Origin of the sequence: Paractinoplanes atraurantiacus (assembly GCF_900215205.1) — a bacterium.
Taxonomy (GTDB): Bacteria; Actinomycetota; Actinomycetes; order Mycobacteriales; family Micromonosporaceae; genus Actinoplanes; species Actinoplanes atraurantiacus.
On the sequence record NZ_OBDY01000042.1, the window covers coordinates 21,142 to 38,073 of the forward strand.

Below are 16,932 nucleotides of genomic sequence, written 5' to 3' on the forward strand. Positions count from 1 at the left end.
GGCTGTTCCACGCCGAAAGCACCTCCTGCACGGGCCGGCGGGCCGACGGCCGGACGACCACGCGCCTTCCGGCGCCGGCTCTCGCCCCAGGCTCATCTGGCATGGCAGGACCGCCGACTGGGGATGATCGCGCCGGCCGAAGTGGCCCGGACCTGCGACGAAGCACGGCGCCGGGCACCCGAGTGCGCCGGCCCCGGTGCCGGCTGACGGGGAGCGTGGCCGGCGCGGCGGAAAATGTCAGGGGGCACGGTTAGCCTGCTGGCATGGCCAAGACGGAGCCCGTTGTGCTGGAAGAGATGATTTTCGCCGACGCCGGGGCGTTGCGGGCGTGGCTGAGCGAGAACCATGGGTCGTCGCCCGGTATCTGGCTTGCGCTGGCCAAGAAAGGTGGCGCCGTCACCACGCTGACGTGGCAGCAGGCGGTTGACGAGGGGCTTTGTTTCGGCTGGATCGACGGGCAGGCCCGCAAGCACGACGAGGCGATGTCGTGGATTCGGTTCACGCCGCGGCGGGCCCGTAGCTCGTGGTCGAAACGCAATGTCGGGCATGTGGCCCGGCTGGAGGCCGAGGGGCGGATGCAGCCCGCCGGTCGCGCCGCGGTCGAGGCGGCGAAGGCGGACGGGCGGTGGGAGGCCGCCTACGCTCCGCCCTCGGAGGCTGTGGTGCCGGAGGATCTGCTGGCCGCGATCGCCGCCGAGCCGGCCGCGCAGGCCATGTTCGACGTCCTCACCAGCGCCAACCGGTTCGCGCTGATCCACCGCGTCAACGGCGTCAAGCGGGCCGAGACGCGGGAGCGGAAGATCGTCGAGTTCGTCGCCATGCTGGCCCGCCACGAGACGATCTACCCGCAGAAAGCCCGGCCCACTGCCTGAGCAGCGGGCCGGGCTCCGGCCTTTACTTGTTTGTGGACTTGTACCGGTCGTACGCCTTCTGGTTCAGCTCCAGGTAGCGCTTCATGCCGATGCCGTCCAGGCCCTTGACGAAGGCGTCCCAGTCGGTGTCGATGTTCTTGGAGCCGGTGATGAAGGCCAGCTCGCCCTGGCTGACGTAGCTGTCGAGGTTGGTCTTCAGCGTCGCCAGCTCGGAGACGTCGTTCGGGTCGACCCAGATCTGGGCCTCCGGGAAGACCTTGGCCTTGTCGACGTGCGGCTCGTACTGCTTCGTCGCCTCGAACAGGCGCCGCTCGAGGCCGGTCTCCGCGTAGATGTCCTTCGGGACGGCCTGCTCGTTGCGCAGCTTCGTCGTGACGTTGTACTGGCCCATGGAGGACCAGGCGATGTTCTTCGGGACGTCGGCCGACGGCAGGGTCTTCCAGGTCGGCTTCACGGTCTCGTCGAGCGCGATGTCGCCGGCGGCGGGCTCGACCCAGCCGGTGCCCTTGGGGCCGTTGTTGACCTCGAGCTGGCCTTCGTCGGTGTAGATGTAGTCGAGCATCTTGAGGGCCGCGATCCGGGCTTCCTTGCTGGACTTGTTGGTCAGCATGAAGGTGTAGCCGGTCGAGGTCGGGTTGTTGTACGCGGTGTAGCTCTTGCCCTCGGGGCCGGTCAGCGGCGGCGCGGCGTCGTACTGCTTGTCGCGGCCGTCCTTCTGGCCCAGCTGGACGAAGATGCCGGGGTAGAGCACGGGCGAGGAGCCGATGCGTACGGCCTTGGGGTCGTTGCCCGTCGCCTGCAGGGCCTCGGCGTTCTGGGTGAACGAGGCCCGGTCGATCAGGCCCTCGGAGTAGAGGGAGTTGATGTACTTGAGGCCCTCACGCCACTCGGGCTTGTCGACCGGCGTCTGCACCGTGTCGCCGTTGAGCTCGAGCAGGGACGGCACACCGTTGCTGGCGCCGAACGGGGCGTACGCGAAAGCACCCATCAGATAGCCGATGAGCGTGCTGTCCTGCGTGTCGGTGGTCATCGGGATCTCGTCGGCCTTGCCGTTGCCGTTCGGGTCCTTCGTCTTGAAGGCCCGCAGCACCGTGCGCAGCTCCTCGGTGGTCTTCGGCATCGGAAGGTTGACCTTCTTCAGCCACTCCGAGTTGATCCAGAGCTTGTTCCAGTACGTGCAGTGGAAGCAGTCGGACCACTGGGGCAGCGCGTAGATGTGGCCGTCCGGCGTGGTCGACATCGCCTTGAGGACCGGGTTGGCGTCGAGCGCCTTCTGGACGTTCGGCGCGTTCTCCTTGATCAGGTCTTCCAGCGGCACGGCGACGCCCTGCTGGCCGAGCTTCTGCACCTCGGTCTTGGTGAAGGCGTCGATGTACGGGGTGAGCAGGAACAGGTCCGGGTAGTCGCCGCTGGAGATGGCGATCTGGCGCTTCTCCTTGGCCGGGCCGCCGTCCATGGTCGTGGTCGTGAACTCAAACTTGATCTTGAACTTGTCGCTGAGCATCTTGGTGGTGGCGTTGGTGTCCAGCTTGGTGTCGGCGTCGGCCGCGGCCATCGCCGTGACGATCACCTTGTCGCCGTCCATCTTGGCCTGCGGGGCGTCGTCCTTCTTGCTCGACGAGCAACCGGCGGCCACCAGCGTCGCGGAGATCCCGATGGCTATGAATGATCTCTTCATGATTCCTTCCATTTCTTGAATCAGCCCTTGACGGCGCCGACGAGCACGCCCTTGGTGAAGAAGCGAGCGACGAAGGGGTAGATGATCAGTACCGGCAGGCTCGAGATGACGATGAGCGCGTACCGCAGCACGTTGGCCAACTGCATCTGGTGCATCGACTGGGCCAGATCGACGGAGCCGGCCCGGCCCGGGGTGTTGAGGATGAGGATGTTGCGCAGCACGATCTGCAGCGGGAACAGATCGGGGTCCTTGAGGTAAACCAGGGCGTCGAAATAGGTGTTCCACTGATAGATCGTGTACATCAGGGCGAGCACGGCCAGCAGCGGTTTCGACAGCGGCAGCACCACCGACCAGAGGGTCCGCAGGCCGCCCGCCCCGTCGAGCTGCGACGCCTCGTAGAGCTCGTCCGGGACGGTGTTGGCGAAGAAGGTGCGGGCGATGATCACCTGCCACACGCCGATCGCGTTGGGGATCAGCAGGGCCCAGCGGGTGTCCAGCATGCCGAGGTCGTGCACGACCATGTAGGTCGGGATCAGGCCGCCGGAGAACAGCATGGTGAAGATGAGCAGCGTCATGATGACGTTGCGCCCGTAGAAGGTCTTCCGGGAGAGCGGGTACGCGATGGCCACGGTCAGCGTGACGCTGATGATCGTGCCGGCGACCGCGTAGATCAGCGAGTTGTAGTAGCCCTGGAGAACCTCCGAGTTGCTCAGCGCGGACCGGTAGGCCTCGAGCGAGAACTCGACCGGCCACAGGCTCACGCGGCCCGCGTTGACCGCCGCCGGGCTGCTGAACGAGCTGGCCACGATGTAGATCAGCGGCAGCAGCACCAGCGCCAGGAGCACGACGAGCATGAGCGTGACGACGATGAGGAACATCCGGTCACTGAAGGGCTCGCGGACCTTCGGCGGCTTCTTCGAGAGGGTTGTCGCGCTCATCGCCACAGTCCGTTTCCGGTGACCCGCTTGGCGACGAAGTTGACCACCAGAAGCAGGCAGAGATTGACCACTGAATTGAAGAGACCCACGGCCGTGGCCATGCTGAAGTCGGCGTTGATCAGGCCGGTCTTGTAGACGTACGTCGGAATGATCTCTGATTGGGCGAGATTGAGGCTGTTCTGCAGCAGGTAGGCCTTCTCGAACCCGATCGCCATCATGTTGCCGACGCCGAGGATCAACATGATCACCGCGGTCGGCATGATGCCCGGCAGGTCGATGTGCCGGATGCGCTGGAGCCGGCTGGCCCCGTCGACCTTGGCCGACTCGTGCAGCGCGGGGTCGATGCCGGCCAGCGCCGCCATGTAGATGACGGCCGAGTAGCCCGCGGTCTGCCAGACGTCGGACCACACGTAGACGTGCCGGAAGAAGTTCGGATCGCCGAGAAAGTCGATCGGGCCGGCCCCGACGTTGCCGATCCCGTCGTTCACGATGCCGTTCGGCGCCAGCAGCAGGATCGTGATCGAGACGACCACGACCGTGGAGATGAAGTACGGCGCGTAGGTGACCATCTGCACGGTGCGCTTGAACCAGCCGTTGCGGATCTCGTTCAGCGCGATGGCCAGCAGGATCGGGATCGGGAAGCTCGCCAGCACCAGGTAGAACGCCAGGATGAAGGTGTTCTTCAACAGCGTCCCGAAGACCGGGTTGGTGAACAGCCGCTGGAAGTTGTCCAGCCCGACCCACTCGCTGCCCCAGGGGCCCAGCACGGGGCTGTAGTCCTTGAAGGCGATGACGTTGAAGGCCATCGGGACGTACTTGAAGATCACGAAGTACGCGATGGGTACGAGCGCCAGCAGGTAGAGCTGCCAGTGCAACCGCCACGACTTCTGGAACTCGGCCCGCCTGCTGCGCCGGCGGACGACCAGCTCGGAGGGCCTCTCGGCGGCGCCGGCCGGTGGGATCTTGTGCGGCGTGATGGTTGCCATCAGGCCTCCTGCGGACGGCCTGAGGTGCCGGTTCGCACCGGAACGGCCCTCGTGGCCGAGGTCATCGGCTGATGGCCGATCTCGGGAAACATGGCCGAAACCTAAGCTCAATAATTTCCTTCGTCAAGTATTGATTTCCTTAAGTCGGCGGTCCTAAGCTCGTCGCACCTTGTGCCCGCCCTCTCACCAGCGCCGAGGCCCCGACACCGACCCACCGACCGGTTGCGGGCCCCTGTGGACGTTCGGCGCGGGCCGGGCTTCGTAGCCCCGCTTCAGGAGGTAACACCGTGAGGTTCCGTTCCGCCGCCGTCCTCGGTTTGGCGATGCTCCTACCGCTGGGCGCCGGCGCGTCCGCGGCCCAGGCCGACCCGGGCCCCAAGCCCAAGCCGAGCCCGGAAGCCGCCGCGGCGACCCGTGTCCCGCCCTCGGTCGCCCCTTCGGCGACGATCGCCGGACCGGGCGCTTCCACCCCCGACCCCTGGGCCGTCAAGCCCTACATGGGGTGGAGCAGCTACAGCATGCAGGTCTACTCCGGCAACGGTAAGTGGATCACCGGCGACCAGCTCATCAAGCAGTCCGACGCCATGAAGGCCAAGCTGCAGAAGTACGGCTACAACTACATCAACGTCGACGCCGGCTGGAACGACGGCGTCGACGCCAACGGGCGCCCGAAGCCGAGCTCCACGCTCTACCCGCAGGGCCTGCAGAAGGTCATCGACCACGTCCACAAGAACGGGCAGAAGTTCGGGCTCTACATGATCCCGGGCATCTCCCCCGACATCTACAACGCGAGCCTGCCGATCGCCGGCGCGCCCGGCTGCACCACCCACGACATCGTCAAGCAGCCCATCCAGCAGGCCGACTACTGGAACATCGGCTACCGGATCGACTTCGCGAACCCCTGCTCACAGAAGTACATCGACTCCATCGCCGACCTGTTCGGCTCGTGGGGCGTCAACTTCGTCAAGTTCGACAGCGTCACCCCCGGCTCCGGCATCAGCGACCTCTCGCTCGACGCCCGCGACGACGTCGCCGCCTGGTCGTCGGCCCTGAAGCGCAACAAGATCTGGTTCGAGCTGTCCTGGGCCCTCGACCCCAAGTACGCCGACTACTGGCGCTCCAAGGCCAACGGCTGGCGCATCGACTGGGACGTCGAGTGCTACTGCGCCAACGAGGCCCTCACCCAGTGGCAGAACGTCGCCCGGCTCTTCCCCGACCTGGCCACCTGGTGGCGCAACGGCGGCAACGGCGGCTGGAACGACCTCGACTCGCTCAACATCGGCAACGGCACCATGGACGGCCTGACCCAGGACGAGCGGCGGACCGCGATGACCCTCTGGGCGATCTCGGCGGCTCCGCTCTATCTCGGCAACGACCTGACCAAGCTCGACACGTACGGCCTGAGCCTGCTCACCAACCCCGAGGTGATCGCGGTCGACCAGGCCGGCACCCCCGCCCGCCCCGTCTCGGCGACCTCCCAGCAGCCGGTCTGGTACGCCCTGAACCCCGACGGCAGTTACACGGTGGCCCTGTTCAACCTGGGCCGCGCCGACAAGGACATCACGGCCACCTGGTCCGACATCGGCCTGACCGGCGCCGCCACCGTCCGTGACCTGTGGGCCCGCAAGGACCTGGGCCGCTTCGCCACCGGCTTCACCGCCCCGGCGGTGCCGATCCACGGCGTGCGCCTGCTCAAGGTGACCCCGCAGGCCGGCGCCAAGGTCGCCGTCAACAACGACGCCCTGCGCGTCGGATACACCGGCGACTGGTCGCGCAACGGCGGCAAGGAGGTCGCGGCCACCTCGCAGCCGCTCGAGCTGACCGTCACCGACACCGGCGCCACCACCCCGCCGTCGACGTCGGGCCCGGTCCGCACGATCATCCACGACAACACCGACACCGGCATCGCCTACGCCGGCACGTGGTCGCAGAGCACCGGCCGCGGCCTGGGCGACTACAACGACAACGTGCACTACACCGAGCGCAACGGCGACTCGTTCCAGTACACGTTCACCGGCACCGGCGTCTCGTACGTGACGGAGATGGACTCCTCGCAGGGCGATGTCGACATCTACCTCGACGGCACGTTCGTCAAGACCGTCAACACGGGCCGTGAGCAGGGCCAGCCGCGCCTGTCCCAGCAGGCCGTCTTCACCGTGAACGACCTGCCGAACGGCAGCCACACGCTGATGGCGGTCAAGAAGTCCGGCTCGTTCATGCTGCTCGACCGCATCGACGTCCTCCAGCCGAGCCTGCTCGACCCGCCGACCGCGTCCTTCGACAAGAAGGCCCCGGCCGACGTCACCGTCAAGCTCCTGCGCGACGGCAGCGAGTTCATCGGCATCACCGGCCTCACCAAGGGCACCGACTACACCGTGTCGGGCTCGACCGTGACGCTGCGCTCGGCCTACCTGGCCACCCTGGCCACCGGAAAGGCGCAGCTGGACTTCGCCTTCCGCGGCGACTACCTCGACGACGTCCACGCCACGACGGTCAACGGCGATTCCGTGTCGTACGCCTTCAGCGGCACCGGCGTCGAGTGGATCACCGCTGTGGGCCCCGACCAGGGCCTGGTCGACATCTACATCGACGGCAAGCTCAGCAAGCGGGTCGACACGAACAGCGCCGCCCGCGCCACCCAGAAGACGGTCTTCACCGTCGCCAACCTGAAGAACACCAAGCACACCTTCAAGGCCGTGAAGGTCTCCGGCGACGTGCTGCGCACGGACGTCATCCGCTACACCACGAAGTAACCCCCCACTGGAAGGGCCGGGACGCAGCGTCGCGTCCCGGCCCTTTCGTATTGCCGAGTGGTGGGCGAGCCGCGAGGCTGTGCACATGATCAAGGTGCGCGTCTTCGGAGGCCTGCGGCTGTGGCGCGAGGGCATCGAGGTCGAAATCGGGTCGATTCGGATCCAAACGACGCTCGCCGTCCTGCTCGCGGCGCGCGGCGCCACGGTCGGAGTGGCCGAGCTGGTCGACACATTGTGGGGCGACCGGCCGCCGGCCAGCGCCGAGAACCAGATCCAGCGCCTGATCGGGCAGGTCCGGCGCTTGTTCGAGCCGGACCTGCCGAACCGCGAGCCGGGCAACTGGCTGCTTCCCGTCGGCGAGGGCTATCGACTGCGACAGGACGCCCGAACGTCCGACCTGATGGCCTTCTTCGAGATGGCCGGGCGGCAGCAGTTCGACCAGGCGCTGACCCTCGCCCAGGAACGGCCCTTCGCGGGCCTACCGGCCGGCGTGCTGGGACTACCCGCGTTCACCGCGATCGAGACCGCCCGCATCGAGGTGGCGGTCCAAGCCGCCGATCTTCCCCTGCTGAGCACGTACGCGCAGTCCGCGCCCTTCCATGAGCCGCTCCAGGCCCGCCTGATCCGGCTCCTCACGGCGGCTGGGCGCCGGGCCGAAGCCCTGGCGCACTTCGAGGCCGTACGACAGCGGTTGTCCGAGGAACTCGGCGCCGACCCGGGAGCCGAGCTCCAGGCGGCGCACCGCGAGGCCCTCACCGACCTCCGGCCGATTCACCTTCCCCCTCGGGTCACCGCGTTCAGCCCGCGCCCCGAGCTGACCGCCGCGGTGCAGGCCGGCCGCCGGGCCGGCCTCGTGGTGCTCAGCGGCATGGGCGGCGCCGGCAAGACCACCCTCGCGGTCGACTGGGCCCACCGCATCGCCGCCGACTACCCGGACGGCCAGCTCTACCTCGACCTGCGCGGCTTCGCCCCGGCCGGCCGGCAGCTGCGCCCGGCCGAGGCCCTCACGTCGCTGCTGATCAGCATGGGTGCCACACCGGAGGGCGACGGCCCGGACACGCTCACCGGCCAGTTCCGGTCGGCCCTGGCCGACCGTCGCATGATCGTCCTGCTGGACAACGCGCGCGACTCGGCCCAGGTCCGGCCCCTGCTGCCCGCCTCGCCGGGCAGCCTGGTCATCGTCACCAGCCGCAACCGGATGCCCAGCCTGGTCGCCCGCGAGGGCGCATGGCCGGTGTACGTCGGCCGGCTCGTCCATTCGGCGGCCAAGGACATGCTCCACCGTCGCCTGGGCGCGCCGCGTCTGGCCGCGGAGCCGGCCGCGACCGACAAACTCGTCGAGATCTGCGCCGGCCTGCCGCTGGCCCTCTCCATCGCGGCCGCCCGGATCGCCGTCAGCCCCGAGGAGAGCCTGGCCGACGTCGTGGCCGACCTGTCGGCCGGCCACGGGCTCGACGCTCTCGACACCGGCGAGGAGCACGACAGCGTGCGGGCCGCCTTCTCCTGGTCGTACCGCGTGCTGTCCGAACCCGCGGCCCGGCTGTTCCGGCTGCTGGCGGTTCACCCGAGCGCCGACGTGTCGGCCGAGACGGCCGCCAGCATCGCGGGCGCCGACGTCCGGGCCGCGCTGGCCGAGCTCACCGTCACGAGCATGCTGACCCCGCTCGGCGCGGGCCGGTACACGGCGCACGACCTGCTGAAGGTCTATGCCGCGGAACTGAGCGACGAGGGCCGGCCCGACGCGGAGCGCCGGCTGGTCGAGCATTACCTGCACTCGTCGCGGAACGCCTACCTGACCTTCAAGCTACTGCCACCGGCCGACCCGGGGCCGCCGCCACCCGGTGTCCACCCGTCTCGGCCGGTGGACATGAGCGGGGCGCACGACTGGTACCGCAACGAGCGCGCCGCGGTGCAAGCCGTCACCGATCTCGCCCTGCGGCGCGGTTGGGCCCGCGCCGCCGCCCTGATCATGGTGCACGTGCGGCCGATGCGGTCGTCTCAGCCCCGGTTGTCGGCCGAGCTCCGGGACCAGGCGGTGCGGGCGGTCGAAGCGGTGGCCGGGCTCGGCGATCCGGAACTCGAGACGCTGATCCTGCGCGAGGCGGCGGTCCAGTTGAGAGCACACTCGACCGATCGCGCCCGCGACTATCTGCTGCGGGCGCTGGCCATCACGCAGGCCCGGGGCGACCTGGTCGGCCAGGCGCAGATCCTGCGCAACCTCGCCGTGGCTCCCATCACCGAGGGGCGCGGTCAGGTGACGTACGCGGAACGCGCGGTCGGGGCCGCCCGCCGGGCCGGTGAGCCGAGCGTGCTGGTGTACGCGCTGGACATGCTGGCGCGCATGCTGGACGACTACGACGAGCCGGCCCGGGCCGCGGCGGTGGCGGCCGAGGCCTTCGACCTGGCCGGAGACGCGGGCCTGACCGACATGCGCTGCTTGCTGGCCGCGGCCCGGGCCTGGATCGCGCTGAGGCTCGGCGACGACGAGGCGGCCTCGCGGATGGCGGCGTGGGCCCTGGACCACATCGACCCGGCCGACGAGGTGACCACCTGGACCTCGAGCGTGATCCTGGCCCTGGCCAGCCACAACCTCGGCGACACGGCCCGGGCCCGCGCCGAGGCGGAACGGTCCCGCGCGCTGGTCCAAGGCCGCGAGGACGTCTTCGCCGAGGTCATCGGCGACGATTACTTCGTCAGTTACATGGCACGAGTGGACGGCGTTCTGGCCGCGGAGGGCACTGCAATCGGTAGTCAGTGATCGTGCAGTGGCTTCTGATGTGCTCAGTTCCTCGCAGAGAGAGGAACCGAGATGGATCACTTGCTCCGCCGCCACGCCTTGCAGGACTTCGCCGAGGAGGTCCTGAGCCGATGAATCCGACTGTCGTCCTCGTCCACGGCGCCTTCGCCGACGCGTCGAGCTTCGCCAAGCTCGTCCCGGAACTGCTCGACGCCGGCTTGAAGGTCCTCGTCCCGGCGGTGCCCAACCGGTCGCTGTCGGGCGACGCCGCCTACATCAGCTCGGTGCTGCGCTCGATCGACGGGCCCGTGGTGCTGGTCGGTCACTCGTACGGCGGCGCGGTCATCACCGTCGCCGGCGCCGAGGAGAACGTCAAAGCGCTGGTCTACCTGGCCGGCTACGCGCTCGAGGAGGGCGAGAGCCTGGCCCAGCTGCAGGGCCGGTTCCCCGACTCGGAACTCGCGTCGGCGCTGGTCTACACGCCGTACCCGATCGAAGGGTCGACCGAGCCGGGCACCGATGTCAGCGTCGACATCGAGAAGTTCCCGAAGATCTTCGCCCACGACGTCGACCCGGAGCTGACCCGCGTCCTCGCGGTGTCGCAGCGCCCGCTGGCCGCGGCCGCCTTCACCGAGCCGGCCGCGGTCGCCGCCTGGCGCACCAAGCCGGCCTGGGGCGTGATCTCGACCGGCGACAACACCATCAACCCGGACGTGGAGCGGTTCGGCTACCGGCGGGGCGGCATCCGCCCGGTCGAGATCGACTCCTCCCACGTCGTGATGATCTCGCACCCCCAGGAGGTGGCCGCGGTGATCCGCGAGGCCGTCGCGGCGGTCGGCGCCTGAGGCGGATTGCCATCATGGAGCCATGCGCGCCGCCCGCCTCATCCGCATGGCTCTGCTCGTCCAGTCGACTCCCGGCCTGACCGCGGGCGCGCTGGCCCGGGAGCTCGAGGTCTCGGAGCGGACGGTGATCCGGGACGCGCAGGCGCTGCAGGAAGCCGGGGTGCCGATCCGGTCCGAGCTCGGGCGCATGGGCGGCTATCACCTCACGCCGGGATATCGGACGCGGCTCACGACGCTGCATCCGACCGAGGCGGAGACACTCTTCCTGTCGGGGCTGCCGAGTGCACTACGCGATCTCGGGCTGGCCGATGCGGCTGACACGGCGCGGCTGAAGTTGTCGGCGACGCTGATTCCGTCGGTGCGGGCGGCGGCCGAGTCGTCGGTGCGGCGCTTCCACCTCGACGCGCCGGCCTGGTTCCGGGAACCGTCGGCCCCGGCGCTGCTGCCCGAGCTGGCCCGGGCGGTGTGGACCGATCGCACGGTCGAGCTGACCTATGCCCGGCCGGGTCGCGAGGTCGTGACGCGGCGGCTGGAGCCGTACGGCCTCGTCCTGAAGGCCGGGGTCTGGTACGTCGTGGGCCGCGTCCGGGACGGCGACTGGCGCACCTACCGGGTCGACCGGGTGACCGCGACCAGCCCCGGCGAGCACTTCGACCGCGACCCGTCGTTCGACCTGGCCGCGCACTGGGAGGCCGGGGCGGCCGAGTTCGCCCGGGCCATGCTGCGGACGAATGTCACGCTGCGCACCACGGAAACCGGTCTGCGGCGGCTGCGGGTGGTGGCCGATCCGGCCGGGTTCGCCGCGGTGACCGGCCCGTCCTCGTCCGGCCTGTTCACCGTCGAGCTGCCGGTGGAGTCCGAGGAGGTCGCCTTCGGGCAGCTTGTCGGGCTGAGCGCAACGGTCGAGGTGCTGGCGCCGGAGGGCCTGCGCGCGCGGTTCCGCGAGCACGCGCAGGCCCTGACCGAGCTGTATCAGCGGTAGTCGTCGGGCGAGGCCTGCTTGCCCCCGTAGACGACGTCCTCGAAGTAGGCGATCGAGTCGGGCTGGGTGCCGTCCACATCCCGTACGTCATAAGCCTTGGCCAGATCTCCGCTGGAGACGGACCGGCCGTTCCAGCGGGACGCCCGATCGGGGTCGGCGGCCAGCGCGGCGACACCGCGGGCCAGGTAGTGCGGTGATTCGGCGATCGCGAAGTGCGGCTCCTGGGCCACGGCGTCGCGCCAGTTCTCCTCGGTCACACCGAAGTGGCCGAGCATTTGTTCCGAGCGCAGGAAGCCGGGGGTGACGGCCACCGCCGTACCCCCCAAATCTTTGAGTTCCTCGCCCAGCCCGAAGGCGATGCGGATCGGCGCGTTCTTGGCGAGGTCGTAGTAGAGGTTCTCGCGATAGCGGCGGTTGAAGGCGGCCGTGCCGTCGGTGACCTCCACGTGCAGCGGCGCGTCCGAGCGGATCAGCAGCGGCAGGGCGAGCGCGGCGGTGATCAGGTGGGAGCGGACGCCGAGCTCGAGGATGCGCAGGCCGTCGGCGAGCGGGGTCTCCCAGCTCTTCTTGCCGAAGACCGAGTTGATGAGCAGGTGCTCGCCACCCCACAGATCGTTGATCAGGATGTCGAGCCGGCCCTGCTCGCGCTCGATCCGTTCGACGAGCGCCCGCACCTGGGCCTCGTCGAGATGATCGGTGGGTACGGCGATGCCGGTGCCGCCGGCCGCGGTGACCAGCTCCCCGGTCTCCTCGATGGTCTCCGTGGGGCGGCCGACCTCACTGGCGCGGTCCCGGGTGGTGCGGCCGGTGACGTACACGGTGGCCCCGGCCCGGCCGAGTTCGACGGCGAGCGCCCGCCCGGCGCCGCGGGTGGCTCCGGCCACAAGCGCGATCTTGTTTTTCAGCTCCATGCCACCAGCCTGAACGCCAACGGTGACATCTAATGTCACCTTTTACGGCGAGCGAATTCCGCCGGTGTCACCTGGAACCGCTTCTTGAAGGAGCGGATGAAGTGGCTGCTGTCGGTGAACTGCCAGATCGCGGCGGCCTGCGACACGCTGAGTCGCGATGCCGGGTGGGTGAGGGCGGCGGCGGCCTCCTCCAGGCGACGGCGGCGGATGTAGCCGGCGAACGACTCGTCGAGGGCGGCGAAGGCGCGTTGCAGGGTGCGGACCGAGACGTGCAGCCGGTCGGCGACCGCGGCCGGTGACAAGTCGGCGTCGGTGAGGTGGGCGTCGGCCAAGTCCTTGGCCGCCTGGGCCAGGGCCGGGGCGAAGACCGGCTCGCGGTCGTCGAAGTGGTCGAGGACCAGCCCTTTGGCCAGTTCGATCAGGGCGTTGCGGGCGGCTTCGGCGGCGGCCGGGCCGAGGCCGGTGGCGACGCGCTGGACCATCGTGGTGTGCGCCATGAGGATCTGGGCCGCCGGTGAGTCGGCGCGGCCGAGGCGTGGCTTCCCGGCGACCAGCGGCCGCATGGCGTCGCCGGGGAAGATGAAGATGCGGGCGCCGACCCCGGGTGTGGTGTGGAAGTGATTCTCGGCGACCACGTGATGCATGAAGTACGTGCCCGCCGTGACGGACGCGTCGCCGCCCCGATCGTGCGGCTCCTGGAGAGCGACCGTGCCGCGCATCCCGGCGTACAACCGGACCTGGTCCTGCTCCAGAGAACCGACGGCCTGGGTGCTGATGGGCGAGGACGTCCACATCTCGTTGATGGCGGTGTCGCTCAGGGTGACCGAGTGCATCGTGCCCTGGAAGCCGTCCGCCGTGTCGGCGCTGAACTCGGGCAGCGGATAGAGGTCGCCCATGCGGTCGTTCCAGGTGTCGATGAACGGCTCCCACGTCTCCCGCCCGACGCCGGTCGAGTCGGCGTCGACGGTGAAGGTGCCCACCCGCATGAGAGGCCTCCCGTTTGTCGCTTGGATGCCATCAGGTGTCGCGACGGTACACGCGCCCGGGGTGCGGATCTTCCTAGAGTTCCTGTGTCCGGCCACACAGGGCATCACTCTTGCTTCGAATTCGAAGCAGGCATAGCTTTGTTCCCAGGTGCTTCGAGTTCGAAGCAAACGCGATCGGCATGAAGGCAGGCAGTCCCATGAAGGCAGTGCGTTTCCACGAGTACGGCGACTCCTCGGTTCTGCGCTACGAGGACGTGGAGCGGCCCGTTCCCGGCGCCGGGCAGGTATTGATCCGGGTGGCGGCGACGTCGTTCAACGGGGTCGACGCCAACATCCGCGGTGGCTTCATGCAGGGGCCGATCCCGGTGACGCTGCCGCACACCCCCGGCATCGACATGGCGGGAACGGTCGAGGCGCTGGGCGAGGGCGTCACCGAGGTCGCCGTGGGCGACCAAGTGATCGGCTTCCTCCCGATGACCGAGACCGGGGCGGCCGCCGAGTACGTGCTCGCGCCGGCGGCGGTGCTGACGGCCGCGCCGAAGAGCATCCCGCTGACCGACGCGGCGGCGCTGCCCATCGTCGGCCTCACCGCCTGGCAGGCCCTTTTCGAGCACGCCTCGCTCACGGCCGGCCAGCGAATCCTGATCAACGGCGCCGGCGGGGCGGTGGGCGACTACGCCGTGCAGCTGGCCAAGCGGGCCGGGGCGTACGTGATCGCCGTGGCCAGCCCGCGCAGCGCCTCACGCGTCTCGGGCGCGGACGAGGTGCTCACCGACGTGACGACCTTGGAGCCGGTCGACGCCGTGCTCAACCTGGCCCCGGTGGCGCCCGAGCAGCTGGCCGCGCTGGTCCCGCTGATCCGCGACGGCGGCGTCCTGGTCAACACCACGGTGTGGATGCCGGCGCCGTCCGACGAGGCCCGCGGCGTCCGCGGCATCAACCTCTTCGTCCGAAGCGACGCCGACCAGCTCGCGCAGCTGGCCGCCTTGGTCGACAGCGGCGAGCTGCGGGTCGACATCGCCGCTCGCGTCCCACTGGCCGAGCTGCCGGCCCTGCACGCCGACGCCGCCGCCGGCAAGCTCCCCAGCGGCAAGACCATCGTCCTCGCCGCCTGACGCCCCTTAAGGAGACCCCGATGATTCCGGATGACGATCTGTCTCGCTCGCTGACCGTGGCGAATCCCGGCGACCCGGCCACCACGTACATTTCGCTGGTCGGCAACACCTACGCCATGCTGATCACCGGCGAGCAGACCAACGAGCAGTACTGCCTGATCGACATGCGCGTGCCGGACGGCGGCGGGCCGCCGCCGCACCGGCACGACTTCGAGGAGATGTTCACGATCCTCGAGGGCGAGATCGAGTTCACCTTCCGCGGCGAGAAGCACACCGTGCGGGCCGGCTCGACCGTCAACATCCCGGCCAACGCCCCGCACAACTTCCGCAACGTCTCCGGCGCCCCGGCCCGCATGCTCTGCATGTGCACCCCGGCCGGCCAGGACGAGTATTTCGCCCGCATCGGCGACGTCGTCGCCGGCCCGGACGCCCCGCCGCCGGCGCTCACCCCCGATCAGCTCGCCGAGCGCCGCCGCCGCGCGGCCGAGCTGGCGCCGACCTACCGGAGCGAGTTCCTGTAACAGAATCACAATCTTGAATGTATGGGAGCGCTCCCGTAACGTTCCGGACATGATTCTCCGACGCATCGTGATCCTCCTCGCGCTGGTGGCGTCGTTCCTCGGAGTCGTGACCGGCCCGGCCGCCGCCGCGCCGGTCACCGATGTCGCCGCGGGATATCTGCATACCTGCGCCATCCCGTCCGACGGCTCGCTGTGGTGCTGGGGCGGCAACGGCAGCGGCCAGCTCGGCGACGGCACGACCACCGCCCGCACCTCACCGGTCCGCGCCGGCACCGCCACCACCTGGAAGGCCGTCGACGCCGGCACCAGCCACACCTGCGCCGTGGGCACCGACGGCTCACTGTGGTGCTGGGGCAGCAACCGCCGCGGCCAGCTCGGCGACGGCACCACGACCAACCGGACGTCCCCCACGCGGGTCGGCGCCGCCACCACCTGGGCCACCGTCAGCGCCGGCGACGCACACACCTGCGGGGTCAGGACCGACGGCAGCCTGTGGTGCTGGGGCTTCAACCGCCTCGGCCAGCTGGGCACCGGCGGCGCCGACTACTACTCCGCCACCCCGGTCCGGGTCGGCACGGCCGGCACCTGGGCGAGCGTCGCCACCGGCTACGCACACACCTGCGCCACCCGCACCGACGGCACCCTGTGGTGCTGGGGCGACGGCAGCGCCGGCCAGCTCGGCCAGGGCGCGGTCGCCTACAGCACGACGCCGGGCCAGGTCGGCACGGCCACGACGTGGTCGCAGGTGACGACCGGGTACGCCTTCACCTGCGCCGTCCGGTCCGACCAGACGCTGTGGTGCTGGGGCGAGAACGGCTACGGCCAGCTCGGCGCGAACGTCACCTTCCAGCGGTCCCCGCTGCAGATCGGCTCCGGCGCGGCCTGGACCGCCGTGGACGCCAGCTTCGACACCGCCTGCGCCACCCGGGCCGACAGCACCCTGTGGTGCTGGGGCAACAACATGGCCGGCCAGATCGGCGACGGCACGACCACCAACCGGTACGCCCCGACGGCCACCGGCACCACCGCCACCCGCTCCTTCGTCGTGGCCTACCACGTCTGCGCGCCCCGCGCCGACGACAGCCTCTGGTGCTGGGGCTACAACGCGGCCGGCCAGCTCGCCGACGGCACCACCACCAACCGCACGGCGCCGGCTCAGGTCACCTTCCCCGCCTGATCGCCGGCCCCCAGTCGGGGGCGCTCTCCCACCGCGGAGTGTGGGTGACCGGCCGGACATGACTGCCGTCGACACGGGCGGTGAAGATGTCCGGCTGGTCGCCGTCGCCCGACCGCGCGTAGACGATGCCGGCGCCGTCGGGCGAGAACGAGCTCGACAGCAGCATGGTGTCGGCACTGACATGCGTGACCTGGCGCAGGTGCCGTCCGTCGGGCTGGACCGTGTAGAGCTGCGAGTTGAGGAAGTCGCCCTCGACGTTGGAGCGGAACGGCGTCCGGCGACCAGTCCGGGTGGTCGCCCGCCTCCAGCGCCCAGGGGGTGACCCGCCGCAGGCGGCTGCCGTCGAGGCGCACCACGAAGACAGCGATGCCGCCGGCGGGCTCGGCCAGCGGTGACAGTCTCCCGGCCTCCGGTGCACGGCCCCATCGGAT

14 protein-coding genes are annotated in these 16,932 nt (G+C 69.6%); 8 read left to right on the forward strand and 6 right to left on the reverse strand.

Going from position 1 to position 16,932, the window contains the following annotated elements; all coding sequences use genetic code 11:
• Positions 1-263 precede the first annotated feature (263 nt).
• A complete protein-coding gene (locus CRP55_RS47735) occupies positions 264-872 on the forward strand; it encodes a YdeI/OmpD-associated family protein (protein WP_097328744.1) in 609 nt (202 codons plus the stop codon).
• Between the two features lie 22 nt (positions 873-894).
• On the opposite strand, the gene CRP55_RS47740 is transcribed toward CRP55_RS47735, so the two are convergent.
• From CRP55_RS47740 to CRP55_RS47750, 3 genes are read right to left on the reverse strand one after another with little or no spacing between them, the layout of a single operon-like run.
• Complete coding sequence (locus CRP55_RS47740; protein WP_245923897.1) at positions 895-2,550, reverse strand: type 2 periplasmic-binding domain-containing protein; 1,656 nt, start codon at positions 2,548-2,550, stop codon at positions 895-897.
• A 20-nt stretch (positions 2,551-2,570) separates the two neighbouring features.
• Positions 2,571-3,488 (reverse strand): carbohydrate ABC transporter permease, encoded by a 918-nt coding sequence (locus CRP55_RS47745; RefSeq protein ID WP_097328778.1) that lies wholly within the window; start codon positions 3,486-3,488, stop codon positions 2,571-2,573.
• A complete protein-coding gene (locus tag CRP55_RS47750; RefSeq protein ID WP_179855674.1) occupies positions 3,485-4,474 on the reverse strand; it encodes an ABC transporter permease in 990 nt (329 codons plus the stop codon). Before CRP55_RS47750 ends, CRP55_RS47745 begins: the two co-directional genes overlap by 4 nt.
• Before the next feature lie 287 nt (positions 4,475-4,761).
• Here CRP55_RS47750 and CRP55_RS47755 point away from each other — a divergent pair, with 287 nt between their 5' ends.
• The 4 genes from CRP55_RS47755 (at position 4,762) to CRP55_RS47770 (ending at position 11,791) form a co-directional block, all read left to right on the forward strand.
• A complete protein-coding gene (locus tag CRP55_RS47755) occupies positions 4,762-7,227 on the forward strand; it encodes a X2-like carbohydrate binding domain-containing protein (RefSeq protein WP_245923899.1) in 2,466 nt (821 codons plus the stop codon).
• Between the two features lie 85 nt (positions 7,228-7,312).
• Positions 7,313-9,985 (forward strand): AfsR/SARP family transcriptional regulator, encoded by a 2,673-nt coding sequence (locus CRP55_RS47760; protein ID WP_097328745.1) that lies wholly within the window; start codon positions 7,313-7,315, stop codon positions 9,983-9,985.
• A gap of 110 nt (positions 9,986-10,095) precedes the next feature.
• Positions 10,096-10,809 carry an alpha/beta fold hydrolase gene (locus CRP55_RS47765; protein ID WP_097328746.1) on the forward strand — a complete coding sequence of 238 codons (714 nt, stop codon included), beginning with the start codon at positions 10,096-10,098 and terminating at the stop codon, positions 10,807-10,809.
• Positions 10,810-10,831: 22 nt separating this feature from the next.
• Positions 10,832-11,791, forward strand: a complete 960-nt coding sequence (locus CRP55_RS47770) for a helix-turn-helix transcriptional regulator (protein ID WP_097328747.1) — start codon at positions 10,832-10,834, stop codon at positions 11,789-11,791.
• On the opposite strand, the gene CRP55_RS47775 is transcribed toward CRP55_RS47770, so the two are convergent.
• Positions 11,782-12,702 (reverse strand): SDR family oxidoreductase, encoded by a 921-nt coding sequence (locus tag CRP55_RS47775; protein WP_097328748.1) that lies wholly within the window; start codon positions 12,700-12,702, stop codon positions 11,782-11,784. The genes CRP55_RS47770 and CRP55_RS47775 overlap by 10 nt on opposite strands.
• Before the next feature lie 35 nt (positions 12,703-12,737).
• The gene (locus CRP55_RS47780) at positions 12,738-13,688 is read right to left on the reverse strand and encodes a helix-turn-helix domain-containing protein (protein WP_218855116.1); all 951 of its coding nucleotides are present in this window, start codon (positions 13,686-13,688) and stop codon (positions 12,738-12,740) included.
• Between the two features lie 197 nt (positions 13,689-13,885).
• Here CRP55_RS47780 and CRP55_RS47785 point away from each other — a divergent pair, with 197 nt between their 5' ends.
• The 3 genes from CRP55_RS47785 to CRP55_RS47795 are packed head-to-tail and all read left to right on the forward strand — an operon-like array spanning position 13,886 to position 16,501.
• Complete coding sequence (locus CRP55_RS47785; protein WP_097328749.1) at positions 13,886-14,803, forward strand: NADP-dependent oxidoreductase; 918 nt, start codon at positions 13,886-13,888, stop codon at positions 14,801-14,803.
• Between the two features lie 20 nt (positions 14,804-14,823).
• A complete protein-coding gene (locus CRP55_RS47790) occupies positions 14,824-15,324 on the forward strand; it encodes a cupin domain-containing protein (protein WP_097328750.1) in 501 nt (166 codons plus the stop codon).
• A 49-nt stretch (positions 15,325-15,373) separates the two neighbouring features.
• On the forward strand, positions 15,374-16,501 hold the full coding sequence (locus CRP55_RS47795) for an RCC1 domain-containing protein (RefSeq protein ID WP_097328751.1): 1,128 nt from the start codon (positions 15,374-15,376) through the stop codon (positions 16,499-16,501).
• Here CRP55_RS47795 and CRP55_RS52605 read toward each other — a convergent pair.
• On the reverse strand, positions 16,485-16,919 hold the full coding sequence (locus tag CRP55_RS52605) for a TolB family protein (RefSeq protein ID WP_143235451.1): 435 nt from the start codon (positions 16,917-16,919) through the stop codon (positions 16,485-16,487). The genes CRP55_RS47795 and CRP55_RS52605 overlap by 17 nt on opposite strands.
• Positions 16,920-16,932: the final 13 nt, after the last annotated feature.